Source organism: Streptomyces sp. UC4497, from assembly GCF_054871485.1.
The window spans coordinates 1-26,189 of record NZ_JBTYHB010000057.1 but is presented as its reverse complement, the minus strand read 5'-3'; the positions used below and the strand labels follow the sequence as shown (position 1 = coordinate 26,189).

17 protein-coding genes and 1 pseudogene are annotated in these 26,189 nt (G+C 67.0%); 5 read left to right on the top strand and 13 right to left on the bottom strand.

The features are described 5' to 3' along the window. Nucleotides 1-273: 273 nt before the first annotated feature. Nucleotides 274-3,873, bottom strand: a complete 3,600-nt coding sequence (locus tag ACYSUO_RS40610) for a Z1 domain-containing protein (RefSeq protein ID WP_461781227.1) — start codon at nt 3,871-3,873, stop codon at nt 274-276. A 169-nt stretch (nt 3,874-4,042) separates the two neighbouring features. Between ACYSUO_RS40610 and ACYSUO_RS40605 the strand changes: the two genes are divergently transcribed. From ACYSUO_RS40605 to ACYSUO_RS40590, 4 genes are all read left to right on the top strand, one after another. Continuing rightward, nucleotides 4,043-4,231 (top strand): hypothetical protein, encoded by a 189-nt coding sequence (locus ACYSUO_RS40605; protein WP_461781226.1) that lies wholly within the window; start codon nt 4,043-4,045, stop codon nt 4,229-4,231. A 465-nt stretch (nt 4,232-4,696) separates the two neighbouring features. Beyond that, nucleotides 4,697-6,442, top strand: a complete 1,746-nt coding sequence (locus ACYSUO_RS40600; protein ID WP_461781225.1) for a type I restriction-modification system subunit M — start codon at nt 4,697-4,699, stop codon at nt 6,440-6,442. Continuing rightward, complete coding sequence (locus tag ACYSUO_RS40595; RefSeq protein ID WP_461781224.1) at nt 6,439-7,671, top strand: restriction endonuclease subunit S domain-containing protein; 1,233 nt, start codon at nt 6,439-6,441, stop codon at nt 7,669-7,671. The genes ACYSUO_RS40600 and ACYSUO_RS40595 overlap by 4 nt, the downstream gene beginning before the upstream one ends. After that, nucleotides 7,671-10,811, top strand: coding sequence for a type I restriction endonuclease subunit R (locus ACYSUO_RS40590; protein WP_461781223.1), 3,141 nt, complete (start codon nt 7,671-7,673; stop codon nt 10,809-10,811). The genes ACYSUO_RS40595 and ACYSUO_RS40590 overlap by 1 nt, the downstream gene beginning before the upstream one ends. A gap of 24 nt (nt 10,812-10,835) precedes the next feature. On the opposite strand, the pseudogene ACYSUO_RS40585 reads toward ACYSUO_RS40590, so the two are convergent. The 12 genes and pseudogenes from ACYSUO_RS40585 to ACYSUO_RS40530 form a co-directional block, all read right to left on the bottom strand. Then, nucleotides 10,836-11,323: pseudogene (locus ACYSUO_RS40585) on the bottom strand (DUF6177 family protein). Nucleotides 11,324-11,430: 107 nt separating this feature from the next. After that, complete coding sequence (locus tag ACYSUO_RS40580; RefSeq protein WP_461781222.1) at nt 11,431-12,861, bottom strand: DUF6177 family protein; 1,431 nt, start codon at nt 12,859-12,861, stop codon at nt 11,431-11,433. Then, entirely contained in the window at nt 12,858-16,871 is a 4,014-nt protein-coding gene (gene eccCa, locus ACYSUO_RS40575) for a type VII secretion protein EccCa (protein ID WP_461781221.1), read from the bottom strand. Before eccCa ends, ACYSUO_RS40580 begins: the two co-directional genes overlap by 4 nt. Before the next feature lie 72 nt (nt 16,872-16,943). After that, nucleotides 16,944-18,230: a MinD/ParA family ATP-binding protein gene (locus ACYSUO_RS40570; RefSeq protein ID WP_461781220.1), complete on the bottom strand. Its 1,287-nt coding sequence runs from the start codon at nt 18,228-18,230 to the stop codon at nt 16,944-16,946. A 10-nt stretch (nt 18,231-18,240) separates the two neighbouring features. Next, entirely contained in the window at nt 18,241-19,638 is a 1,398-nt protein-coding gene (gene eccD, locus ACYSUO_RS40565) for a type VII secretion integral membrane protein EccD (RefSeq protein WP_461781219.1), read from the bottom strand. Next, nucleotides 19,619-19,915 carry a hypothetical protein gene (locus ACYSUO_RS40560; RefSeq protein ID WP_461781218.1) on the bottom strand — a complete coding sequence of 99 codons (297 nt, stop codon included), beginning with the start codon at nt 19,913-19,915 and terminating at the stop codon, nt 19,619-19,621. The genes eccD and ACYSUO_RS40560 overlap by 20 nt, the downstream gene beginning before the upstream one ends. A gap of 56 nt (nt 19,916-19,971) precedes the next feature. Further along, entirely contained in the window at nt 19,972-20,832 is an 861-nt protein-coding gene (locus ACYSUO_RS40555) for an immunity 49 family protein (protein WP_461781217.1), read from the bottom strand. Nucleotides 20,833-20,844: 12 nt separating this feature from the next. After that, the gene (locus ACYSUO_RS40550; RefSeq protein WP_461781216.1) at nt 20,845-23,238 is read right to left on the bottom strand and encodes a hypothetical protein; all 2,394 of its coding nucleotides are present in this window, start codon (nt 23,236-23,238) and stop codon (nt 20,845-20,847) included. Nucleotides 23,239-23,363: 125 nt separating this feature from the next. Next, nucleotides 23,364-23,786, bottom strand: coding sequence for a DUF6507 family protein (locus ACYSUO_RS40545; RefSeq protein WP_461781215.1), 423 nt, complete (start codon nt 23,784-23,786; stop codon nt 23,364-23,366). A 76-nt stretch (nt 23,787-23,862) separates the two neighbouring features. Beyond that, nucleotides 23,863-24,171: a pore-forming ESAT-6 family protein gene (locus tag ACYSUO_RS40540; RefSeq protein ID WP_267068312.1), complete on the bottom strand. Its 309-nt coding sequence runs from the start codon at nt 24,169-24,171 to the stop codon at nt 23,863-23,865. 22 nt (nt 24,172-24,193) lie between these two features. After that, a complete protein-coding gene (locus tag ACYSUO_RS40535; protein WP_422471867.1) occupies nt 24,194-24,523 on the bottom strand; it encodes a hypothetical protein in 330 nt (109 codons plus the stop codon). Nucleotides 24,524-24,911: 388 nt separating this feature from the next. Continuing rightward, nucleotides 24,912-25,394, bottom strand: a complete 483-nt coding sequence (locus ACYSUO_RS40530) for a 5-formyltetrahydrofolate cyclo-ligase (protein ID WP_461781214.1) — start codon at nt 25,392-25,394, stop codon at nt 24,912-24,914. Between the two features lie 152 nt (nt 25,395-25,546). On the opposite strand from ACYSUO_RS40530, the gene ACYSUO_RS40525 reads away from it, so the two are divergent. Next, on the top strand, nt 25,547-25,972 hold the full coding sequence (locus tag ACYSUO_RS40525) for a hypothetical protein (RefSeq protein ID WP_461781213.1): 426 nt from the start codon (nt 25,547-25,549) through the stop codon (nt 25,970-25,972). Nucleotides 25,973-26,189 lie beyond the last annotated feature (217 nt).

The window sequence follows — 26,189 nt, the reverse complement described above, 5'->3', positions numbered from 1 at the left end:
TATCGAGATTTTACGAGGTCGGGTCAGCATCGAAGATGCTTTCGAGGACGATGGGGGCTGATGCAGGGGTGGGTGACGGGGTTGACCTGTCCCACCCCTGAGGTTCTAGTTCTGGTGGCTAACTGGCAGACCGTCACGGAAGTTTGGCAGTCATGCCTCGTCCTTATCCTCTGGAGCTCCGGGCTCGTGCCATCGCGCTGGTCCGCGCTGGCAAGCAGGCCAAGTAGACCGCGGTCGAGCGATCAGCTGCGCTTCGGCCACACACCTGTTTCGCTATACATCGCCCGCCTGGAAGCGGATAGCCGGACCGGATTCGTCGGCATCCGCCCTGTCCGGAGTGAGCAATGCGAAGGCGATGGAGATGTGGGTGGGGTCGACAGGGTGCACCAGCGCCTGCTCGGGTTCGACAACAGGGTAGAGCAGCGCGATCCCGCGCTCGTCGTCACGCAGCAGCTCCCGAGCCCCCCGACGGTGGCCGGGATCACTGATCGACCCAAAGGCCCCCGGGCGCCGACGGGCACGCCGGAAGAGTGAGATCTCGGGTGTCCCGGGGAGGGGGCCCTTCAGAGCGTTTGCCGAGGCAAGCTGAGGGGCCACAATCAGCCACTCCCTCAGGGGGGCCGGGGCAGTGCCGAGACTCCGCAGATAAGCGAGGTGCGGTGCAAAGATCTTCGGGCGGTCCCACTCTAGTTCGCCCAGTACGTCGAGCAACTGTCCATGGGTGACCGTCGCGGTGAGTGCCGAGAACGAAGCGGCCTTCGTCCCGTCGTGGGCTGGCACTGAGAACTGTGCCGGCCCTCCCCCCAGACCCGACAGCACCGGCCGCCACCGTTCCGTGTTCCGTTTGATCGCGGCTCCATCGACAGGCAGTGCGCTCGGCTCGATCCACCTCCCGGGGGATCGGATCTCCACAAGCCGGGCATTCATCATTTTGCTGGCGCTCGTGGGCTTCAGCTCTGGGAGGTACTGGGCCACTAGCGGCCTGATCTGCGACGGCGTGATCGCCCGACCGCCGTCCACCGGCTTGGTGTAGTCGGCGAGCTGCGCCCGGAAGGCGTCTTCGTCACGGCAGGCGGCCTCGAACGCCTCGTACAGGTCGATGCTGTTGTCTCCACCGCCTGCGCCACGCCCGATGTACAGCCGCACCAGGTCCCGGTAGCCGTGGCGGAACCCGAACCAACGGCCCATCTGCATGAGCGAGTCAGCTTGGTTGGTGCTGCGTCGGTAGTACGTGATGGTCAGACCTTCGACAGTGAAGCCACGGGACAGTTTGGCGCCTCCCACAAGGATCTTCCACACCGGACGGTGGTCGAAGTCCACGGCCGCGCTCTCGATGTCCCGGTCGCCGTTGACCACGACGACGGGGCCTTCTCCTTCTTCGATGCGGGTGCGCGCTGCGCGCAGATACGGCACTAGGTCAGCGAAGTCCGGTGGCCGCACGAACCCGTCGTGGTGGTGGGTTGAGACCGGTGCGAAGTCGGACTCAAACAGGTCGTGCAGCCGTCCGAGCCAACCGCCCTGCTCCTGCAGGTCCACGTGCCAGAGCTGGGCGATCCGGTGCGCGCTCTCGCGGTGGTCGGCGGTACGTACAGACTCGTGGACGAGCATCGTGTGGTGGCGGTAGCCAATACCGCTCGGGTCGTGCGCCTCGCGGTAGAGCTTGACTGCCGCGGACAGGAGGAACGCGTCCATTGCCTGGCGCAGGTACACATCCTTATCACCCTTGGTCTCTCCCATGGGGCGGACGTGCGCGAGCTCCTTCGAGTCGGCGACCGTCCGCTTGTGCACCGGCACGGGTGAGTCGAAGTCGTGGAACTCGCGCGCCCCCATGTAGCCGGCAGGGCGGGGCAGAGCGATCACGAAGTCCTTGGGGAACAGGTCCTCCTGATCGGTCGGGTCGATCAGGACGTTCGCGAACGGGGTGGCAGTGTATGCAACGTACTGGGCGCGCGGGAGCACCCCTAGCAGTTCGGAGACGAGGCCGTTGATCGCTGTGCGTTCAGCACCTTCCCGTCCTCTCTCGGATGGTGCCGTGTTCACCGATCCGTGGTCCGACTCATCGTCCACGATCAGGACGGGAACCTCTTCGAGCTGTCGCCCCAGCCGCCGAAGGTCGCTGACGACTCGTGCCAGAACCGCCTTGTTCTTCTTCACGACCATGAGTCGCGCAGCGCTGCGGTGCAGGTTGCGTGGGTCGTGGAGCGGCAAGGTGGGATCGGCCTTCTCGAATTCAAGCGCGGTGATGCCCTGGCGCAGGGCCTGATAGTCCTCGTCACGGGTGGTGAGACGGATGATGTCGAACGCACCTAGGCGTGACGGGAGTTCACCGTGCGAGAGGAATCTGCCCCGCTGCCACTCCGGGTCCTCAGCGTAGTCGGAGTACTCCTCGGGAGCGCCGCGCAGAATGTTCTCCTTGCCAACCAATTCCATGTCGAGGCGCCGTTGAGTCTGGGCGCGCAACATGTTGAGGGAGCCGCTGAGCACGATCACCAGCCGGTAGCCGCGGTCCACCGCTTTGGCGATTACGCCGGTGAAGTTCGCAGTCTTCCCGGACTGGACATGCCCCATCACAAGGCCCTTGGCTTGATAGGCGGCCGCGTCCGTGGGGTCGGCGAGCCGTTCAACCACTCGGTCGGCAGCCTCGTCGATACCGGTCACAGCCTCGTCCGACCAGCCCTTGAGGTCCCTCATGCACCGTTCGTAGGCGGGCCAGTACCAACCGTTGGCCAAGCGTGCTGGAGTGGCCCACGGCTGCGGCGGTTCACCAATGACTATGGGGCCGGCGGGGAAGGGGACCGGGATCAACTCGGTCAGGACCCGGCGGGTGGCGGGTTCCAAGGCGAGGGCTTCGTACAGCGCGATCCGTCGCTCGGCGCTGCGGGGCAGGCTGTCCGTCCACCGCGGGCCCGTCTCGTGGTCCCACCGGTTGATGTTTCGCCGCCAGGAGTCGACCAACGGGCCTGCGCTGGCTCCGGCCGTCAGCTGGCCGCGCAGGACGTGCTGTGCGGTATTGGGCTGGACCGAGAGGCCGTGGGACACGTACACGACCGCTCGGGCGAAAGGTCGAGGACCGGACCCGACCATGGTCTCGAAGGCCAGGTCATGCAACTCGACCGTTGCCTCCTCCAGCGGCCCGACGTCTGGGTCGCCCAGAGGAACGAGGGCGTCCAACACGTCGCGGTGGCGCTGTTCGAGTTCCAGCCGGTCATAGGTTGCGTATCGGCGATCCCGTGTACCCGGCAGGGAGTCCGTCCCCGTCATGGCGGGTGCGGAATCCGCACTCACCAAGATGGTGCGCCAGGAGGCCAGAACGGTGGAGCGCACCTGGGCGGGCGTGTCACGGGCACCGGGTGTGCGCTGCGCCGCGTAGCGGTCCAGCTCGGTCAGGAAGTCGTCGCCTCGGTCCTCCAGCGACCCCGTGGAGATGTGCAGTTGGGTGCGTAGCCGACGGATCTCCGTGAGGGCCCGGTTCAGGGCGGCCTCAGCCTCCGTGGTTCTCCGATCCGCCTCCTTGGCCTGTTCGGTCGTGCGGCGGATCTGGGCGCTCAGCGTCCTTATCTGGTGCTGTGGGTCCTTGCGCCCCTTCTTGGCGTCGTCATGGAGGCGCCGCAGTTGTTCCGCCTCGGCTACGGAGAGCCTGTCTCCAGCAAGCACGATGAGCTGTTCAACGAACTCCACAGGCGGAAAGCTCTTACACCTGAGATACCTGCTGATCGTCGCGTAGTTCCACGGCAGGTCGCGGGCGACGGCCCTGCGCGAGGAGCCCAGCGCGTTGAAGGCGGCGCGCATGGCCTCTACGAGGCCCAGTTCGGCGGCGGACAGATCGGCGCGAGACTCATCGAGCGCGCCGTCCGCCCGATTGTCTGACAGCACCACTCATTCCTACCTGCCGCCACTGACACCTGGGGGGTGTTGCGCGGAATCCTGCAACACTCCGTCTGTTGCAGCCGACTCGGCAACATGTTGCACCGTGCACAACACCCTTGAAGTACCGGACCGTCGTCACCGGAACTGGCCGACCTCACCACCAGGACGACGAAGAATGCGCAAGCTCAAGGCGATCAAGAAGGACCTGACGACGACCACGAAGTGGACGGTCCGCATCCAGCGGCTATGTCAGTTCGCCCGCTGTGCCTGGCCAGGTCTCATCAGGCACATGCTCCGCGGCGCGGCTTCGGCACTGGGTTCCACGCTCATGGCGTGGCTCACCTGGTGGGTGATGAACCGGTGAAGCGCAAGACGATCCTGTTCGTGCTGATCGGCGTTGTCGAAGGGCCAGCTCCCGAGCGCTCCGGATGAACCCGGAAACACACGTCGGCGCTGCACGAGGAAGGGGCAGAGTCCCCCAGAACCCGACCTTCTCCGGGCGATTCGCGAATGTCTCGGCGGCGGCTCGAAGACGTGCAGACCAAAGCGGATGCTGTCAAAGTCAATGCACAGCGCGGACGTTCGTGCCTTGCGGCTCCCGGCCTCTGGCCCTCTCCGAGTACGTCTGCGGCACGCGAAGGCACCGAGTGGTGCCGCCGCGGTAGGCGACAGGTTAGACCGGATCAGCTCGGCCATCACGGGTGCAACTTCGCTATGCCGGACCTACCGGCAAGCACGCCTCGTGGAGGCCCATGGCTGAACCATGGAACGTTGGCTGCCATCTCTGGCAAAGTGACGTCATTGCTAGACGATCCTCGTGAGGAACCTTGTGAGCACGCTCGGTAGATTCATCTGGTCACTCGCTGACCAGCTTCGGGGCCCCTATCGCCCCAACCAGTACGGGACAGTGATCCTGCCGTTCACCATCTTGCGACGGCTAGACTGCATCCTCGAGCCCGATCGCGTGACGGTGCGAGAGCTGGCAGAGAAGTACGAAAACCCGAACCGGCTCAAGGTCGAAGTCAAGAAGGCCACGGGGCGGACGTTCTACAACACGTCCAACTACGAGTTCGCGAACCTGCTGGCCGATGCGGACGGACTGGCGGACAATCTCGTTGACTACATCGACCGGTTCTCCGCCGACGTGGACGTGTTTGAGTACTTCGACTTCAAGAAGGAAATCCTGGCACTGGAGAAGGCTGGGGTCCTACGCGAGATCGTCAAGTCCTTCGGCGCCGTCGACCTGCATCCCGATATGGTGTCGAACTCCGACATGGGCGACGCCTTCGAGTACATCATCCGCAAGTTCAACGAGGCCGCGAACGAGACCTCTGGAGATCACTACACGCCGCGCGACGCGATTCGACTGCTGGTCGACCTGCTCTTCGCGGACAAGGACGTCGACCTCACCGAGGACGGCATCATCCGGTCGCTGTATGACCCAACCGCTGGCACCGGCGGCATGCTCTCCCTGGCCGAGGAGCACCTGCTCGCGCACAACCCCGAGGCGAAGCTGAACCTCTACGGCCAGGAATACAATCCTCAGTCGTACGCCATCTGCAAGTCCGACCTGCTCGCCAAGGGCCATGGCGCGACCAACATCGCGTTCGGTAACACGCTTACCGACGATGCCTTCAAGGGCCGCCAGTTCGACTTCTGTATGTCCAACCCGCCCTACGGAGTGGACTGGAAGCAGTATGCCAAGGCGATCAAGGAGGAGCGCGATTCCGCTGGCCCCTACGGCCGCTTCGCTCCGGGGCTCCCTGCCACCTCCGACGGCCAGATGCTCTTCCTACTCCACCTGGCCCACAAGATGCGTGCACCTGAGGACGGCGGCGGACGCGTCGGTATCGTCATGAACGGCTCGCCGCTCTTCAACGGCGGAGCTGAATCAGGTCCCTCCAACATCCGCCGGTGGCTGCTGGAGAACGACCTGGTAGAGGCGATCGTTGCCCTGCCAACCAACATGTTCTTCAACACCGGTATCGCCACCTATATCTGGATCCTCGACAACACCAAGCACCCCGACCGCCGAGGCAAGGTGCAGCTGATCGACGGAACGTCGTTCTGGACCAAGATGCGCAAGAGCCTCGGGGCCAAGGGGCGTGAGATCAGCAACGCCGACCGCGCCAAGGTCGTGCGGCTGTACGACGACTTCGAAGACGCTGACCCCGACTTCTCCAAGGTGCTGCGCAACGACGAGTTCGGCTACTGGACAGCCACCATCGAGCGCCCCTTGCTGGACGAGGACCGGAACCCCATCATCAACCGCAAGGGCGACGCAAAGCCCGACTCGAAGAAGCGTGACACCGAGAACGTGCCTTTCACTTACGGTGGCTCAACCACTGGCGCGGCAGCGGAGCGTGAGGTCATCCAGGCGTACTTCGACGCGGAGGTGAAGCCTCATGTTCCTGACGCCTGGATCGACTGGGCCAAGGTCAAGATCGGCTACGAGATCCCCTTCACCCGCCACTTCTACAAGTACGTGCCGCCCCGCCCGCTTGCCGAGATCGACGCTGACTTGGAGAAGCAGGTCGCCAAGATCCTGGACTTGCTTCGGGAGGTGGAGCAGTGACGGCCATGCTCAACCCGTTTAATCACGACCAAACTCCCCTCGTGCCAATCGGCTCGGCTTACTCAGTAACGCTGGGGAAGATGCTCGACGCCGGCAAGGCCGTCAACGACTCGCACACGGTTCTCCCGTACATCCGAGCCGGGAACATCCAGGACGATGGCCTACGACTCGCGGATGTCAAGGAGATGCCATTCTCCGATGAGGAAGCAACGCGTTTGGACCTACGCCGCGGCGATCTACTGGTTGTCGAGGGGGGAGCAGTGGGGACATCGGTGGTGCTTGACCGGGACATGCCGGGCTGGTCGTTTCAGAAGACAGTGAACCGTGTTCGAGCCACTGGTGGCTGGTCGACGCGATTTCTCGGCTACGTCCTTCGCCACTACCGCGATGCCGGAGTCATCGACTTGCTCTGCAACGGATCGACGATCCGGCATCTCACAGCCGAGAAGCTGAGGGCGCTTCGTATTCCGTCTATGTGTCCCAGCGAACAGCGTGTGATCGCCGATTACCTCGACCGTGAGACTGCGCGCATCGACACCCTCATTGAGGAGCAGCAGCGACTAATCGAGTTGCAGCGCGAGCGACGTAATGCCGTCCTCTGTGCAGCGTTCAGTCCCGGGCCCTCAACCGACAAGACCAAGGTGGGCAGGTTGTTGTCGGCTCGCCCCTCGTACGGCGTGCTGGTGCCGAGGTATGTGGACGAGACGGAAGGCGTCCCGTTCGTTCGGGTTGGTGACATTCTGAATCTCTCGGAAGGGCGACGCCTGCTGGCGATTGAGTCTGAATTGTCCAATGAGTACTCCCGCACGAAGCTCAGCGGTGGAGAGATCCTCCTTGGTGTTGTCGGCAAGATGGGACAGGCTGCGGTCGCTCCTCGGTGGCTCGCGGGGGCGAATGTGGCGAGAGCCGTGGCGGTGCTCCGTTGCAGAGACGCGGCTGTGGCGCCACTACTGTGTGCTTGGCTCGGATCGAACGACTTCCTCCATCAGGCCGAGTTGGCAACGAGCGGCGACAGCATTCAGCCCACGCTTGGCATGAAGGACCTCGCGCGGTTTGACATCAACCTGCCGACTCATCCGCGTGCGGCCGCGGACCTCGCCGCACAGACGGCGAAGATCGACACGCTCATCGTGGAGACGGAGCGTTTCATCGAGCTTGCCGACGAGCGCCGGTCGGCGTTGATCACGGCGGCGGTGACGGGAGAGATCGACGTACGAGAGGCGGCGTGATGGCCGACCACCACGAGGCGGCCTTCGAGAAGGAGATCTGCGAGTACCTCAAGGCGCACGGCTGGCTCTACTCAGCGAACGACCAAGACGGCGGTGAGTACGACCGGGAGCGGGCGCTGTTCCCAGCGGACCTGTACTCGTGGCTGGAGGAAACGCAGAAGCCAGCGTATGAGAAGGCGTTGAAGGCGGCAGGGTCGCAGGCGAAGTTCCTCGACGTGCTGACCGCGGCGCTGGACAAGCCGCTGGAGCACGGCGGTGGGACGCTGAACATCCTGCGCAACGGGGTGCAGTACATCGGCGGCGGCCGGTTGAAGATGGCGCAGTTCCGTCCTGAGACCTCGCTCAACGCGACCACGGCGGCGCACTACGAGGCGATGCGGGTGCGTGTGGTGCGGCAGGTGCACTTCTCGACCGCCGACCAGCGCGAGCTCGACCTGGTGTTCTTCGTTAACGGGCTCCCGGTCGCCACGGTGGAGCTGAAGACCGACTTCACGCAGTCGCTGGACGAGGCGATCAACCAGTACAAGCAGGACCGCAATCCGTTGACGAACGGGCGGCCTGAGCCGTTGCTGTCATTCGGCCACCGGGCTCTGGTGCACTTCGCGGTCTCGAACGACCTGGCAGCGATGACCACAAGGCTGGAGGGGGAGAAGACCCACTTCCTGCCTTTCAACACCGGGTTCGACAGCGGTGCCGGCAACCCGCCCGGCGAGGGCGGGCAGTCGTCGACGGCGTACCTGTGGGATCGGGTCTGGGAGAAGCACGCCTGGCTGAACATCATTGGTCGACTGATGATCGTGCAGACCAAGGAGGAGTGGGACGTCACCACCGGCACTTCGGTGCGGCGTACGAGCATGCTCTTCCCGCGGTTCCACCAGTGGGAGGCCGTCACGAGCATCGTCGACGCGGTGGAGGAGGAGGGCGTCGGGCAGCGGTACCTGATTGAGCACTCAGCCGGGTCGGGGAAGACGAACACCATCGCCTGGACGGCTCACCGGCTGGCACGGCTGCATATCCAGGACCAGAAGGTCTTCGACTCGGTCATCGTGGTCGTGGACCGCACCGTGCTCGACTCTCAGTTGCAGGAAGCGATCCGGCAGATCGACGGCACCGGCAAGATCGTCGCGACGATCAGCCCCGAGGACGTCCGTAAGGCGGGTGCGAAGTCGAAGTCCGGTCTGCTGGCACAGGCGTTAAAGCACGGTGAGCTCATCATCGCGGTGACGGTGCAGACCTTTCCGCATGCGCTGGACGAGATCCGGACCGACGCCGGCCTCAAGGGCAAACGGTTCGCCGTAGTCGCCGATGAGGCGCACTCCTCCCAATCAGGACAGATCTCCTCGAAGCTGAAGCAGGTGCTGACAGCTGAGGAGGTCAAAGAGATCGAGGAGGGCGGCGAGGTCGATGTGGAGTCGGTGCTGGCCTCGGAGATGACCGAGCGGGCCGAGTCGGAGAACATCTCCTACTTCGCCTTCACCGCGACGCCGAAGAACAAGACCCTCGAACTGTTCGGCCGCAAGGGGCCCGACGGGAAGCCGCGCGAGTTCCACCTGTACTCGATGAAGCAGGCGATCGAGGAGGGCTACATCCTCGATGTCCTCAAGGGCTATCAGTCCTACGACACTGCGCTGAAGATCGCTGGCAGGGCTGAGGTTGGTGACGGTGACGGGAGCGAGGTCGAGGAGGCTGCCGCTCGCAAGGGGCTGATGCGGTGGGTGCAGCTCCACCCGACGAATGTCAGCCAGAAGGTGCAGATCGTCGTCGAGCACTTCCACGCCAACGTCGCCTACCTCCTCGAAGGCAAGGCGAAGGCGATGTTGGTGACCGACTCGCGCAAGTCGGCGGTCAAATACAAGGTCGCGATAGACGCCTACATCGCCAAGCGCCGCGCCGAAGATGCCTCGTACAACTACCGCACCCTGGTCGCCTTCTCCGGCGGGGTGACGATGCCCGAGAACGAGACCTGGCACAGCGACTGGGGGCCACAGCCGTTGAAGGACGACGAGTTCACCGAGGCCAACATGAACCCCGGTGCCGGGACCGACCTGGCGGCCGCGTTCAAGGGCGACACATACAAGATCATGCTGGTCGCCAACAAGTTCCAGACCGGCTTTGACCAGCCCCTGCTCTCGGCCATGTACGTCGACAAGAAGCTGTCAGGCGTTACCGCGGTGCAGACGCTCTCACGGCTCAACCGCACCCACCGCACCGCGGGCGGGGAGCAGAAGCGCAAGACGTTTGTCATCGACTTCGCCAACAAGCCCGAGGACATCAAGAAGGCCTTCGAGCCGTACTTCAAGAACGCGACCCTGGAGACCGAGACCGACCCGTACGTCGTCGTTCACCTGGCCAACAAGCTCGCCCAGCAGGGAATCTACGCCGAGGACGACGTCCGCAAGGTTGCCGAGCTGTGGGTAGCTCGGAAGGGCAACAACGCGCTCTCAGCGGCGATCAGCCCGGCGCAGCACGACTTCCGGCGCCGCTACGCGCGAGCCATCGAGGAAGAGGACAAGGCCGCCCTCAATGCCCTCGACCTGTTCCGCAAGGACGTCTCCACCTACGTACGCCTCTACGACTTCATGTCCCAGATCGTCGACTACGGCGACCCCTTCATGGAGATGCTCTCGATCTTCCTGCGCCTGCTGGAGAAGGTCATCGCAGAGTCTGCCTGGGCTGCAGACGTAGACCTTTCCAACGTGGTGCTGGTCGGGGTCAAGCACAATAAGGTGATCCCGGTCGACATCTCACTGGCAGGTGAAGGGCAGCTGAAGGGCATCAGCGCCGCCGGCACGGGAGCGAAGAAGGACCCGAAGTATGTCGCGCTCCAGGTCGTCATAGACAAGATGAACGATCTGTTCGGTGCCGATACGTTCGCCGAGTACCAGATCCGGGAGTTCGTGCAGGGGCTCGTCCAGCGGTTACTCACCGACCCGGACCTGATCAACCAGACCAAGGTGAACTCCAAGAAGCAGTTCCTGGAGTCACCAGACTTCCAGGCAGCTGTCACGGAGGCGGTCGCAGACAACCAAGACGCCCACAACACGATGGCTGACTACTTCTTCACCGACGGGCCGGCCATCAACTCGATCATCGTCGCTCTCGCGGATGCTTTCTACGAAGCAGCAGTTGATCAACAGTAGGCGGCGGATGCCTAGTGGACGTCGTTACGTCGTCTTCAGGTGCTGGGTGAGTCGTTGCAGGGTGTCCCATGCCTGGGGTTCGATCCCGTTGCCGAGCCGGTAGTGGAGTGCCGGGTGCGACCGTGGACCGAGTCTGGTGGGTATGGCGTCCGTTGGCGGATGCTCCGCGTGCGCCAGCCCAAGGTTCTGGACCTCTGTTGCGCCCAGGGTGAGCGCTATGGGGATGGGGGCGGCTCGAACTGCGGGGGAACGGTGAGGTCGTGGCGTGAGCTGCGCACCGCTGTGAGCAGGGTGACGAGGCCGTGATCCGCGTCGAGTTCCGTGGCGAGGGCTTCGATGCTGTTCATAGGTGGCTCTTCTCGAGCCCGGTAGCCGAGCGCGAGTGTGATGTCTTCCGCGACGCCTGCTGCAGTGCGCAGAACCTGGAGGGTCGCGAGGGCCGGACGATCGGGTGTGCCGGTGGCGGTGAGCAGTGTGGGGTGAGGTGCGCGGCCACGCGCGAGTTCCGTCAACTGGCGTGTCGACCAGGGCAGGCTGATCGACTCGGCCGTGCTCGGGTCTGCTGCACGGTTGTGTGACGCTTTGACCTGCCCACCATTTGGGCAGGGGTGATGCTGGGTTACGTGGAACTGCCCGTAATTGTGCGGCTCTTGAGGTGGCTGGTCAAGGTGTGGAGTGACGCCCAGGCGTCGGCGCTGGTGCCGTCGCCCAGCGGATAGTGGAGAGAGGGCGCTGCGGCAGTGCCGAGTTGTACCGGCTTGATCGCGAACGGTGGGCGGCGGGCGTACGTGAGGCCGATGGCGCCGACATCGGCGGCGCCGAGGGTGAATGCCACCGGGACGGGTGGGGCGGTCAGGAGTGGCGGCAGCGTGAGGTCGGCGCGGGCCGTGCGGAGTGTGGTCAGCATCGTGGCGAGGTTGTGGGTGGCGACGAGTTCGGTGGCGAGGGGTTCGATGGCGTCCAGGTGGACGGACTCGTCGGCGGCGTAGCCGACTGTGAGGGTGATGTCCTCGGTGATGCCGGTCGTGGTGCGTGTGGTGCGATGAGTGGCGATGGCCGGGCGGTCCGGGGTGCCGATCGCGAGGGTGTGGGTGGGCTCGGGGGCGCGGTCGCGGGCCAGGTCGGTCAACTGGCGGGGTGACCAGGGGAGGTTGATGGGTTCGGCGGTGCCCCATCCGGCTGGTGGTGTGCCCACGAGGTGGCGCCAGGCCGCTTCCAGTGCAGCGCCGAGCGTCAGGTCCGCGTTCGGTGCGTGGAGCGTGCGGAAGGACACCGTGAGTTGGTGCTCTTCGGTGGGCTCGACGTCGGTCGTGAAGGTGGTGGCGACCTTGCCGTCGCCGGCAGGTGTGAATGTGCCGTCCCGCCATGTGAGTTGGGCGCCGGACAGACCGTCGTAGTAGCCGGCTTCCGGGTGTTGGATGACCCAGCGGTTGGGGGCGCCGCCCAGGGCTGTTCGTAGGGGCAAGGTGAGGCGGGTGTGGGGTGGTGTCACGATGTGCAGGGCCCGGTTGGCTGCGGTTGTGATGCGCAGGACGTCGGCGAGCCAGGTGGTCAGGCCCAGGACGGGCCGGTCCGCGATGACGACTGCTGTGGAGTCGGTCAGGGCGTCGACGATGGGGAGCGCACCTGCTGCGGCGGGTGTTGGGGTGATGTCGTCGGGTGGGGTGTCAGCTGTGTCTACGGCGGCCGTGGCGTTTGTACTCTGTGGCCAGGTGGTCCCGCCCAGCAGCATCGTCAGGCGGGCGGCCACCGAGGCGGCGAGTGGCTCGGCTTCGGGGACGGCGCTGGATGCGCGGAGTTCGGTCCACCAGAACGGCGGTTCCGGCGCGGCGAGTTTATGGCCGAGGAGGCGTTCCGCCTCTCCGGCCGTGTGGACGAGTACCGGTGCCTCGACGGAGACCAGGGGGCGGCCTGCCGTGGTGCACAGGTGGATGACCGCGTCGTCGTCGGTGGTCGTCAGGGTGAGGTCGGGGCCGCCGGCGTGCAGGGCCGCGAGGAGGGCCGCGGGGTCGGGCATCTTCGGGGTGAGGGCGATGATGTCCTGGGTCACGCCGGAGTCTCCTCGTGCGATTCGGCTTCGGGCGCGAGGGCGGTCTGGATGAGTTGGTGGCGGCGGCCGCGGCGGGCCAGGGTGCCGCGGCCGGGCGGCTGCGGTGAGGCGTAGAGGCCGGGCAGGAGTTGGCCCTCGCTGCGGTCGCCGGTCATGACCAGGGCGGTGGCGCCCGTTTCGCGCAGGGCCATGAGGAACGGGTCGTACAGGGCGCGGGAGGCGCCGGCGACGCGGCGGGTGACGACGAAGTGCAGGCCGATGTCCTGGGCCGAGGAGATGTACGGCAGGAACGGGTCGAGGGGGTGCTGGCCGGCGGCGGTGAGGATGTCGTAGTCGTCGACGAGGATCACGATGCGCGGGCCGGCGAATGACGGTTCCGTGTCCGTCGAGTCCGGGTCGGCAGCCTCCGGGAGGCGTTTCTCCAGTTCGGCAGAGATGCCGGTGGCGAGTGCGTTCGCCAGCTTGGCGTTGTGGGCGTAGCCGCCGCGGTACGGCTCGGGGATGGCGCCTCGTAGGCCGCGGCGCGGGTCGAACACGCCGAAGACCAGTTCCTTGTCTCCGTAGCGGTCGACGAGCGAGCGGGAGATGAGAGTCAGGAGGTTGGTCTTGCCGCACTCGTTGTCGCCGAGGATCAGCAGGTGCTGGTCGGTGCCGAACAGGTCCAGGACGGCGGGGGAGAGGGAGTCCTGGTCGAGGCCGATCGGTACTGCGTGAGGTTCCGCCGTGGTGGACGGCAGGCGTTGCGCGGGCAGACGCGTCGGCAACACCCGTACAGGAGCGGCGAGTTCACCGTGCCAGGTGGCGCGGATGGTGCGCGCGGCCTCCTCCAACGCGGGACCGATGTCCGTGGTGGTGGTCTTGGCGTCGATGCGTGGCAGGGCTGTGTGCGCGAAGAGTTTGCCGTCGGTGAGGGCGCGGCCCGGGGTGTCCGGTGACAGTGTCTCGGAGAGTTTGCGGTCGATGGAGGAGTCGGCTGGGTCGTTGAGGCGCAGTTCGATGCGGCTGCCGAACATGGACTGGGCGGCGATACGGACGTCGTTCCAGCGGAGCATGCCGGCCACGATGTGGATGCCGTAGCCGCTGCCGCGCTTGAGGAGGTCGGCGACGGCGTCGTCGAGGTGGGCGAACTCGTCGCGCAGTGCGCCGTATCCGTCGATGAGCAACACGATGTCGGTGGAGCCGAGTTCGGGCAGGAGGCCCTGGGTGCGCAGCGTGCGCAGTTGGTCGACGGAGTCGATGCCGTGCTCGCGGAACGCGGTCTCGCGGCGGTCCAGCATGGCGCGGACCTCGGCGACGGTGCGTGCGGCGCGTTCGTGGTCGGCGCGGCCCGCGATGCCGCCGACGTGCGGCAGGTCCGTCAGCGCGCTCAGGCCGCCGCCGGCCAGGTCCAGGCCGTAGAGGGCGACATCGGTGGGGGTGTGGGTGAGCGCGAGGGAAAGGGCGAGGGTGCGAAGGAGGGTTGTTTTGCCGGATTGGGGGCCGCCGATGATCGCGGTGTGTCCGCCGGCCGTGTTGAGGTCGTGGACCCACGGGCCCTGCCACTGGCGGGCCGGGTCGTCGAGGATGCCGAGCGGTGCGCGCAACCCGCCTTCTGTTGTGACGAGTTGGAGGCCGTCGGTCGAGGCCTGGATGGGGCCCGCGGCCGTGTCCAGGGTGGTCGCCTCTGGGAGCGGGGGCAGCCAGATGCGGCGCACCGGCTGCGTGGCGGCGTCGGTGAGTTGGGCGACCGCGGTGGACAGGACCGTGGGTCCCGTCTCGCGCTCCCGCATCGTCGCCGGCTCGGTGTCCTCCGGTGAGCTCCCCGGCGTCTGGGGTGTGTTGAAGGCCGGGTACGGCCACACGTGAGGTGTGTCGTCGCTCGTGGTGTCGCGGAGCGCCGGGCCGCGGTAGGCGCCGGAGACGTAGCCCGCCTTGAACCGGGTGTACGTGGAGGTGTCGACCTTGAGGTAGCCGAAGCCGGGCAGGGGCGGCAGGTGGAAGGCGTCCGTGGTCTCCAGGACCGTACGGGACTCGTCGGCGGAGAAGGTGCGCAGGCCAAGGCGGTAGGACAGGTAGGTTTCCAGGCCCTTGAGGTTGCCGCCCTCGATGCGCTGGCTGGACAGCAGCAGATGCACGCCGATCGAGCGGCCGATCCGGCCGATGGACAGGAAAAGGTCGATGAAGTCGGGCTTGGCGGTGAGGAGTTCACCGAATTCGTCGATGACGACGAAGAGGTGGGGGAGCGGGTCGAGGTCGGGGCGCTCGTTTTCGCGCAGGGCGCGGTAGTGGCCGATGTCGGCGATGTTGCCCGCGTCCTTCAGCACCTGCTGGCGGCGCTTGATCTCACCGGCGAGGGAGGTGTGGACGCGCTCGACGAGTCCGGCCTGGTTCTCCAGGTTGGTGATGACACCGGCGACGTGCGGCAGGCCGGTGAACGGGGCGAAGGTGGCACCGCCCTTGTAGTCGACGAGGACCATCGCCAGGTCGTCCGGCGCGTGCGTGGCGGTGAGTGCGAGGACGAGGGTGCGCAGGAGTTCGCTTTTGCCGGAGCCGGTGGCGCCGACGCACAACCCGTGCGGGCCCATGCCGAGTTCGGAGGACTCCTTGAGGTCGAGGAGGACCGGCTGGTGGTGGTCGTCGAGGCCGATCGGGACGCGCAGGAAGTCGCGCTCGCCGCGTGGCGCCCACTGGCGGGGCAGGTCGAGGGCGGCCATGTCCTCGACGCCCAACAGGTGGGGGAAGTCGACCGGGCCGGACACTGGGGCGCCTTCGGCCGCGGATTCTGCCGACAGCCGCAGCGGGGCCAGGACACGGGCGAGTCCTTCGGCGGCGGCCGGGCCGGCCTCGTCGGCAAGCCCCCATGTGCGTACGGGGAGTTGGGGGCGTAGATCGTCCACGGCGATCCGGTCCTCGTCGACGGTGATGCGCACCGAGACATGGTCGGGCTCGTGCCGCTGGTCGGCCAGCAGGTGGATCACGGTGACACCCATGGCATTCAGCGGGACGGCCGCGTCGGGGCGGGGCAGGTCGGTGGCGTTCTCGCCGTAGGTGTCATGGACGACCACGAGCCGGTCGGTGAGGTCGAGGGCCCGCCGGTCGGCGAGGCCGCGGCGTACCTCGGCGGCGTAGGTGGCACGCTGTTTGAGGTCTGCGCCGAGCACCTGGGCCAGTTGGTTCAGGTCGGGCGCGATGCGGCGTGCCGGGGTGGCGCCGTCCTGGGTGTGTGGGTCGAGGGCGTGCGGGAGCCACTTCGCCCACTCCCACTCCTCGATACGTTCCCCGGGCACGGCGAGCGCGAGGGCCGCGTCGTCCGGGGCGTGGGTGGCCGCCACCTGCATGAGCAGGGCCCGGGCGACGCGCAGCACGGAGGCGCGGTCGCCGATGACGCTGACGTTGCCGGCCCGGTCGAGCGGAACGGTCAGGGGGTGGTCGGGTGTGGTGGCGTAGCGGGCCTGGAGGGCGCGGGCCTCGTTCAGCATGAACGGGTCGGGCGGTGTCATCGCCGTCCCGGACGTGTTCTGCCCGACGGCCAGGTCCTGTACGGGGACGTCGCCGACGCCGATACGTGCCTGGAGGAAGTCGGTGTCGGACCGGCGCCGTTCCCACAGTCGGGCGGGGTCACGCACGATGTCGTGGAGGGCTGCCGGGTCCGGGTGCAGGAACCGGGCCGCGCGGCGACGGTCGCGCTCGGCGTCGGCCAACTCGGCGCGCAGACCTTCCAGATACTCCAGGTACCGCTCGCGCTGGGTGCGCCGCTGGCGCTGCGCCTTGCCGCGCTGGGAGAGGAACAGGGCCACGGCGCCGAGCAGTGCGATGACCAGGACGACGGCGCCGAGTCCGGCGAACTGGCTGGAGCGGATCACCGTCATCATCACGACCGAGCCCATGACACCTGCCATGGGGAGCAGCGCGGTGGCGGCACTGCCCGTCTTGCCCTCGGGCAGATTCGGCGGCGGCTCGATGGTGCGGGTCTCGACGGGCGGCAGCGGGCGGTGCGAGCGGGCCGGGCGGTGGACGAGGTGCTGGGTCACCGGGTGCGCACCGCCTGCCGGTTCAGGTGTTGGATCATCGAGCGTGCACCGCCTGCTGCTTTAGGTGTTGGGTCATCGGACGCGCACCGCCCGCTGCATCGCTTCGGCGGACAGTTCGGTGGCGGCACGCCGGGTGGCCTCGCCAAGCCGGTCGGGGCGGATGGGGCCGCCGCCCGCCAGATGGCGGTCGTAGGGCAGGTGCACGACGGTCACGCCCGTCTCGCGCAGATGGGCCATGGCGACCTTCAACTCCAGGCTCGGATCGGTGCTGTTCGTGGTGAGCGCCACGATGGTCGAGGCGAGCGCGTCCTGTGGCAGCTGGGCCAGCCAGTCCAGGACGATCCGGCTGCCGTTCACGCCCTCCGCGGTCTGCGGCGCGACCACGATGCGTGTGTGGGCGGTGGCCATCGCGGTGCGGGCGATCTCGCCGGGCAGCGACTCGCAGTCGACCACGGTCACCGCGAAGTAGCGGCGCAGCGAGAGCGTCACCTTGCGATACGTCGGAATGTCCAGCGGTGCGACGCCGAGCCGGCCCTGGCTTGCCGGCAGCAGCCAGCCGCCGTCCCCGATGGACGCCAAGTAGCCAGTCACATCGGTCAGTTGCATCGACGGGGTGAGGATCTGGGCCAGGTCGGTGGCCGACCAGCGCACGGTCTCCGCCCCGAGGCGCACCGGCAGCGTGCCCAGCGCGGAGTCCGCGTCCAGGGCCAGGACCGGGTCGTGCCGGTAGTGGCTGAGGGTGCGGGTGAGGAGCGCGGAGGTGGTGGTCTTGCCCGCGCCGCCACGGATCGACGTCACCGCGATCACGCGCCCCGTGGTCACCGGCTGCTGCAACAGCCCGGCGAGCCGGGTCTCCTCGCCGACGTCGTGCGCGGCGGACGAGGTCAGTTTGCGCAGGCCGCGTCCGGTGCGTCGGGCCAGCGAGTCGCCGTGCTGCGGCGTGCCCAGTGCGTAGGCGAGGCGCGGGTCGAGGGTGGGTACGGACTCGGGGGATGCGACCGGGGGCCGGGGCGCGTTGGGCGGTGGTGCGGCGGGGGAGGGACTGGTGGGGTGAGGCTGGGCGGGTGCGGGTGCGGGTGCGGGTGCGGGTGCGGGTGCGGGTGCCGGAGGGGCCGGTGGTGCCTGGTGAGACGGGCTGGCCGGATGGCGCGGCGCCGCTTGCGGCATCGGCTGTGGACCGGCTGGCTCCGCCGCCGGGCGGGCCGAGGTACGCGGCTGCCCCGGGTGGGGGCGCTGCTCGTCGGGGCGACGCACGGGCAACGGCGAGCGGCCGTCGTCAGGTGCGGGAGGTGCGGGTTGCTCGGCGGACGCGTTGAGCTCTCGCAGTACGTCGTTCTGCCACCGGCCGGATGTCGTCATCACCGCCCCCTTACGCGAACGTGCCGAGCAGCCGCCCGTACACCCCGAACACCCCGAGAACCAACGGGAACAGAGCGATCACCCCGACCGACTCCAATACGTCCCCGACCTTGCGCAGCCGTACGCGCACGTGCTCGGCCGGTTCCACGGCGAGCACACCGAGCGGCACGAGCGCCAGCACCACCAGCACGGCGAGCGGCCCCGCAACGCCCTGCTCTTCCAGCCACAGCCACGCCAGCCGCGCCACGACGACACCCGACGCCAGCAGCAGCGCGACGACCTCGGCCACCAGCGGATACGCCCTGGCCCGCAGCGCGAGAACGAGGGCGACGGTGACCGCGAGGAGCACCGTCCACACCGATACCGTCCGAACGACCAGCACGCCGGCGAGGGCTCCGGAGGCCGCCATCACCACCGTCGCCAGGGCCAGGCCCCGGTGTGTAGCGGCCATCGCGGTCCCCACCTGGAGCCGACTTACCGAAGTGCCCGCCGAGCGCCGGTCGTCGAGCCCGGACAGCCCCGATGCCATCAACGCAAGCCGTGGCAGTACTCCCGAGGCCACCACCGAAACCACAGCGAGCAGCGCCGCAGCACGAGCCGAGCCCACGGCCTGCTCGCCGCCGGACTGCACGGCGAGCGCGATCTCCCAGCACGCCCCGACCCCGGTCAGAGCACCGGCACCGACCAGGGCGCCGCGTCCGAACGGCGAGAACCCGCCGAACAGCAACAACGCCACGACGACCACCGCGGCCACGGCTCCCCACCGCACCGCTGCGGACCACTCGTTGGCGTCCGCGAACGACCACGCCGCCACCATCCCGACAGCGGCACTCGCGCCGATCAGCGCCGTGGCGAGTCCCTTCCGCCCGGACCGCCCGAGCAGCACGCCGGCTACCGCAGCGACGGCCGCGGTGATTGCCAGCGCGCTCGCGACGGTGCGCGCTTCGTACCCGTCGCGGGCGATGAACGACGCGGCGACGGCCCAGGCGACACAGGCGCCGGCAGAGACGATCCTCCGGGACCGCGCGCCCCATCGCCAGGCCCGCACATCCAGATCGTCGGCGGCCTCGTCGCTCACGTCATGCACGACGGGAGCGGACGGCGCGTGCTCGATGCGTACCAGCCGCAGCACGGCGCCATCGGGTACGCCTGCGGACTCCAGCGTGGCGTCCTGTTCCAGGGCGCTGCCGTCGGCCGTCACCAGGTGGCGGGCCTGCGGCCGTTCGCCGACCCGGTCGTCCAGCAGTCGCATCACCTCAGGAAGAAGCAGCCCGATCGGCTCCTGCGACGGCAGCACCAGATCAATGCGGCGTCGCTCCCCGACCAACGTGATACGGCTCAACACCGTACGGCTCACAGCCCCCTGAGATATCACGCGTTCGAACCTATCATCGGGCGGAAGCTGCATTCTTCGGCGATTCGGAGGCTGGAACGGACGATGTCGACGCAGGTACGGACGTCGTCCCGTATCCGCTCTTCCCGATCACCCGATGCGAAATGAACGACCAGCCCACACACCCGGCACACAGCACCGCGGCAATCACGACACCGGCGAACGCCTTCCCCAACCGCTCATCGACGGTGCGCCGTTGCCGTCGCGCACCGAACAACACGGCATCGCGCAACCGTCGGCGGCGCACCGCCACCGACTCGAGCAGCTGACTGTCGTAATCCTGAGCTGGCATGACTCAAATCTGCTTCGGTACTGGGCTGGTGGGGTCAGACGGGCGTTAGGCGCGCCTCAGACTTCGAACTCGCCGACCCATTCGCGGTCGAGGAGATGCCCCGGAAGGTAATCGGACTCCACATTGATCGGAAAGCCCGCATCATATGCCAGGCATGTGATGGCCAGGAGGGCGAGGGCTACCGATCCGCCGAGGTCGTTCGCCCGCTTTTCGTCAATTGTCCAATAGCTCTTGTGGAGTTGGAGGGCCTCGAGCAGGGCGGCGTTGAAGGCGTCGTGGTCCTTCCGCAGAAACTGGTAGAAGAGGTTGATGGGCGGATACAGGATGTTCTGCAGCAGGTCCCGAGGCGCGGTGGTTGCTACTTCCGGGTATGAGTTGTCGATGGTGGTGGAGAGCTTGTCCACCAGCCCTGGTCGCTCCAGCCAGTATGTCTGCAGCGTGTCGACCCAGTTGTAGATGTATTCATCGCCCGCCGCGCCCGAGGCGCGAAGGGTCGACAGCGGGATCTGGCACAGCTCAGTCATGCGCGTCTGATCCCGGCAAATGATCGCGAACCACAGGGCGGTGAGCCAGTTTCCCGCGTTCGCATAGAACTGCGGCCCGGTCGCGGGGAGCTTGCGCACCTGGTCGATGATCCGGCACTCCACGGTGCCGACGTTCGTCGCTGTCGTGGCGAAGGCAGCGTGGCTGACCTGCATGGCTGCCACGGTGGCTTCCCACGTGGGGAGTTCCGATGCCTTCGGATCGATGGCGAGGCGGGCCTGCACCTGCATCAGCGCTTCGTTGAAGGCGAGTCCGAAGACGGTGGGAGACGTCCCCAAGCTCTCGACGCTGTCGCCCAGTTCCTCGGCCAGGTCCTGGACGTCGGCCTCGTCCAGAGCGTTCGGCCTGACGTGCCGGGCCACTGTCTCGGTCACCGATGTCTCCCCTTAGCGGATGTCGAACGTCCATTTTTGGTAGCCAGCGTACTCGCCTGCCGAAGTGACCTTCCCCTTGACCAGGACATAATCGACGTTCCCTTGCTTCAGAGCCCTGCTCAATTCCTTGTACAGGCGCTTCTCGTCCAAGTTCCCGTTGATTCCCCGCTGCTTCATTTCTCGCAGAATGTCAAGGAAGTACTCCCTGGATCCCTGCCTGGCATCCAGCCCGCTGGGCAATGACCTCTTGCCCAGATCTGTGCTGACCGTGCTCTTGGACTCGATCACCACGAACTTCTTGGTTCCGTGCTCGCCCGTCCAGCTCCACACCTGGTCGAACTGGTCGTTGCCGTTCTTCGGGCCCGCCAGCTCCTCCATCCGCGCACCAGGGTAGTGCTCCGGAATGACATGGTGTCGTGCGACCGCTTCGCCGAATGCCTCGCTGTCGTCACTCATGGCCCGATGGAACGGCGCGTGCTCGGCCTTGATTTCCTCGTAGGCCTTGAGGTTGTCCGGGGTCGGGTCCGCCTTATAGGCGTGCTTTGCGTCCTTCAGGGGTTCATGCCACGCGTTGTCCGCCGTCACCGAGTTATGCCGCTGCAGCGCCTTCTTGCCTATGGCGTCAAGGTCTTCCTGCGTGCGCGCCGTCTCGGGCCCCTGTTCGACCTTGGAACCGTGGACGTACTTCTCCGGTATCGGTGAAGCCTTGTCACTGGCCGCGATCCACATCCCGGGATGATGAGGGTCCTTGGCCAACTGCGGCGGAGCGAAACCGCTCTCGTCGGCAACGGCCAAGCGCAGACGATGGCCGTTCTTCTGGTAGTACATCTCCCGATAGCCCGGCTCGTGATTGGCGCGGTAGACCTGTACATCCTTGATCTGGTGTGGATTGAGATCGTCGTACCAGGCCTTGCCCGTCGGGCGCGGGGCATCGCCGTGCGCATGCGGGAACGGTTCTCCGCCTGAGCCGCGTCCGGGCAAACCGGTACGCGGCGTGCTTGTCCCGTGCCCGGTACCCATGTCCGCGAGGTCTGCTGAGGAACCTGGAGACGGGGAGTGCGCCGTGCCCGCACCGCTGTCGCTAGCGGTGCGGGGAGCATCATGCGACACCGAATTGGTGGCCCCGTGAGCGCCCACGAGTTCGGGGTTCCGTGCTCGCCCGTCCGCGGCGTCCAGCCGTGCCCGATCCGCCGCCGACACCTCACCGGGCGCCTGGTCGGCGTGCTGGACCAGCTTGCCGTCCGCGTTCAGCAGATGCCCTTGGTCGGTCAGGTAGATGACCTTCCCGGTGGCGTTGTCGACGTACGGGATCGCCGTTTCGGGAATGCTGGGCGAACGGAATGCATCGGCCTGACGGATCAGGTCGACCGAGGCGCCGGTGCGGAGGTTCTTCAGCGCTGTGAAGGTGTCCCCGACCTTGACGAAGGCGAACTTGCCCGCCTTGCCGACGTACGTCATCGGGTCGACGATCCGCGCCGCCTTGCCCGTGATGGACAGGGCGCGGGCGACCGCCCCCGCCTTGCCCGCGCCGGACGCGGCGCTGCCCGCGCCGCCGGTGAAGATGGCGGTGACGGCGTTGAAGGTGACCGCGCCGGCCGCGCGGGACGGGTTGGTCTTCCAGGTGTCCCAGGCGACCAGGGCCTTTCCGGTCTCCTTCATCGTTGTACGCGATTCGCGCAGCCAGGAGGGGAGTTTGTCGTCGGGGGCGGTCCAGTAGGCGGCGGCGACCCCGGCACCGCCGAACATGGCTGTGGAGGTGATGGCCAGGCCGGTGCCGAGCTGGGCGAGGTGCTTCCAGGCCTGGCCTGCCGCCGCCCAGCCGTCGGTGCCGACGAGGGTGCCCAGGCCCGTGATGGTGCCCCACACGCCGTCGACGATGAAGCCGTCCCACACGTAGCTCTTGATCTGGTGCCCGAGCCAGGCCAGGCCCTCGTACTCGCGCTCGGCCGACGAGCCCCAAGGGGTCTCTTCGGCATGGTCGAGGTCGCCGGCATTGAAGCCGTACATGTTCTTGGCGTGCGAGCCGTCGTCGGTGGTCAGCGCCGTGCCGCCGATCAACGCCATGATCTTGTTGTAGGCGGCACGCTCGGCGGACTGGAACGCTGCGACCGTGTGGTTGACGTCGTGCCACAGGTCGTTGTTGTGGTCGACCTTGTCCTGGTCCTTGCGCCAGTCCTCGTCCCCGGACACCGAGTTCACGAACGCGGTCGCGTCCGCCTTGAGCGTGTCCAGCTTCTTGACCAGAGGCTGGACCTCGGTGCTGTAGGCGGACAGCGCGGACGACACCTGCTCCAGATCGTCGGCGAACGCGTCCGTCTTCGTCTTCACCGGCAGCGTGGTGGCGAACAACTGGTCCGCCTCCGGCGCCTGGTAGAACGCGGACAGACCCTGGAACTCGGCGTGCACGTCCGCGCCCGCCGAACGGAACTCCCCCGCGTGCGTATTCAGGTTGGTGACATCGGTGTCCAGGGTCGCCAGGTCACCGATGAAGTGCGGGATCCCGGACGGATCGATCAGCTGGTCGCTCACCGCTACCGCCCCTCCGTGCGACGCCCGGTCTCACCCGCGCCCGGCGCCTGGGCCTGACCCGCCCCCGGCATGTCGATCTTCGGCTCCTTGGCTGCGGCTTGCTGGGCGTTCGCCGCCTGCTCCCGCGCACCGTGCATGTAGGCGGCGGTGGCCTCGGCCGCGCCGTTCAGCGAATTCTCGGTGCGCTTGGCGATGTACAGCAGGTCCCGGTTCCAGTGCTGCGCGAACTGCGCCAGCGCCGCACCCACCACACCCGCCGTGCTGGTGTAGGGGCCGTACTGGCTGGTGAGCGTGCCCGCGGCGGAGGAAGCGGACTCCAGATCCTTCTGCATCGCGCCGCCGGCCTTCGACATGTCCTGCGCGGCGGCGCCCGACTTGGACAACACGCCGGACACCCCGGCCGGGTCGATGTCCCACCCCGTCACGACCATCCCCCTCATCCCCGTTGACGGCGCGCGCCAGAGCCCGCGCCAGTACTCACATCACGTAACTCGGCGTGCGTCAGCCGATGTTGTTCACGGCCGAACGCGCCCTGGCGAGGGTGGACTGGGCCGTGGCGTCGTTCTTCTCCAGCGTCGTGCGGACCAGCTGGATGATGTCGCGCACCTCGTTCGCGGCACGGTTCCAGCGGACTTCCTTGCCGTGGTACTCGTCCGAGACCCCGTCGGCCTGGTAGTCGGCCATCGCCGTCTTCACCGCGCGGTCGCGGTCGCCGAGCACGGTCTCCAGACGGCCGATGATGCCGTGCAGGCTGCCCTGCACCTCGGCGGAGGCGCCGGTGTCGTACGAACGTCGGTCCTGCGTCGCCATGATGGTCAAACCCCCGTGTGTCTCAGCCGCTGAAGCGGGCCGCGTCGAAGTTCGCGGCGCCCATGTTCTGCTGCGCGTTGTCGGACTGCTCCTGGTCACCCGTACCGAACGCGGTGTCCATCCCGGACTGGCCGCCCAGGATTGACGACAGCGAACCGTTCAGCGCGGCTGTGATGTCGTCCGCGTTCGCCTTGAACGCGTCGAACATCGCCTTGCCCTCACCGTTGAACTTTCCCTCCAACGGCTGCGCGGCGGCGATCAACTGCTGGATCAGCGCACCCAGATCGTCACTCGACCCGCTCGTGCTCTTGGCCAGCGTCGACAGAGTCGTCGACCCCATGTCGAACTTCATCGCTCCCCCTTGGTCACTCGGGCTCGGCGCACCGTTGTGCCTTGCACGGCACGTGGGCACCGTACGTCCCACAGTTCACCGAACATCCTCTCGCATGCCGTATTGCGGGGGCAATGTGGTTGGAGAGCAGTGGCGTGAATTGTGCCCTGCGGGGTGGGGGAGGCGGGGCGAGGAGTCTCAGACTCCGCTCCCGCTGTGTCCGTCACACGACCGGTCGATGCCTCATTGAGAACGCAACAGGCCGTGATGGAGGGCGTGCGCCCCGGGCGGGCGGTATCGCTGAGGAAGTGACGTGGGAACGCGTGGCTGAGCTGAGTGGCCTCTACTTCAGGGCGACGGGCAGTCAGCCGTTGCCGACAGAGCATCGTTGCCCCTGGAGTAGTCGGCCTCAGCTGTCGCCCGCGGGTGCCCGCGCTGCCAGTACGGGAATCGAGGCGATCTTCGCCGCGTCGAGGTGTTCCCAGACCAGACCCGAGGGCCGGTGAGGCGCGGGACACGTGACGGTCTCTTCGGGGGTGACGATGAGGTCCACGCCGAAGTCGTGTTCCGTGGCCGGAAGCTCCTCGTCCACCACCTGAAGAGAGTGGACCGTGGTGACGACGATGGTGCGCTCGCTGATCAGCCCCGCTTCCATCAGGAACGCGAACTCCAGGTCGGAGTAGCCGGCGCCCTTGCCGATGCGGATGCCGGCGCGGGTCACGGCCACGCTGCCCACGACCACCATGTCGACCGGCCGTAGCTCGCTCACGTCCACTCGAGGGGCGATGGTTGCGGCGACCTTGCTGGATGCCGCCTCGGCCGGAGGAATGGTCAGAGCGGCAGGGTCGAGGAGGTAGAAGGGGCGTGGGTCGGCGAGCTTGGGAACGGCCATGTAGACCGTCTTCCCTCGTCGAGCGCCTTGGCGCGTACGGCAAGTTGAGCCTTGTCCGGGACCGTCTTGATGGTCCAGGCGGCGTGCCATGAGGTGAGTGTGCCGAGGCGGTCGGCCGCGGCCCGGGAGCCCTTGAAGGTCGGGATGCGGCCGTGGGTCGTCTGATCGAGGGCGGCCGCTGCCGCATCGAGCACGTCCCAGATGCGCTCGCGGACCTGCTTGCTTGGCGTCGTCTACCTCTGTTCGCACGTGTCGCTCCCTTCAACCTGCGGTCATGTCGCTTCCATGAGCGTCATCAGTCGATCCTGAGCATCTTGGACTGCGGGCTCGTTCCGCCATGGGCGCATCTGAACGAGCTTCAGGCGGAAAACAAGCTCCTCAAGGAAGCTCAGACCCGTGGCGAAGTGGAGAACGCGCTCAAGGCGAAGAACTATGCCCCGCAGGCCGCAGGCCTGTTCACGGGCGAGCCCGCGAAGCTGGACGAGTGGCTGACCGCCAATGGCGGCGCCTTGGCCAAGCTGCCCTCTGCCGAGGGCGAGCAGCGGGGAAGCGATGAAGGACGTTCAGGACCTCACTGACCTCGGATGAACGTGGCCGCGTCGCGGACTCTCGGTCTGATGCGCGCCTACGCAGTGCGGGACCGCGCGGCGACCGTCGAGCACCTCGCACACTTCATGTCCAGGTGTGGGCGGGCCGGGCTCCCCGCCCGCCCCCAGCCGCCTCAGGGCGCCCCCCCGTTGCGGCGCGGTGTAGACTTGTGTGCGCAGGTGTGGCGGGTGTGGCGGTGGTGCACCA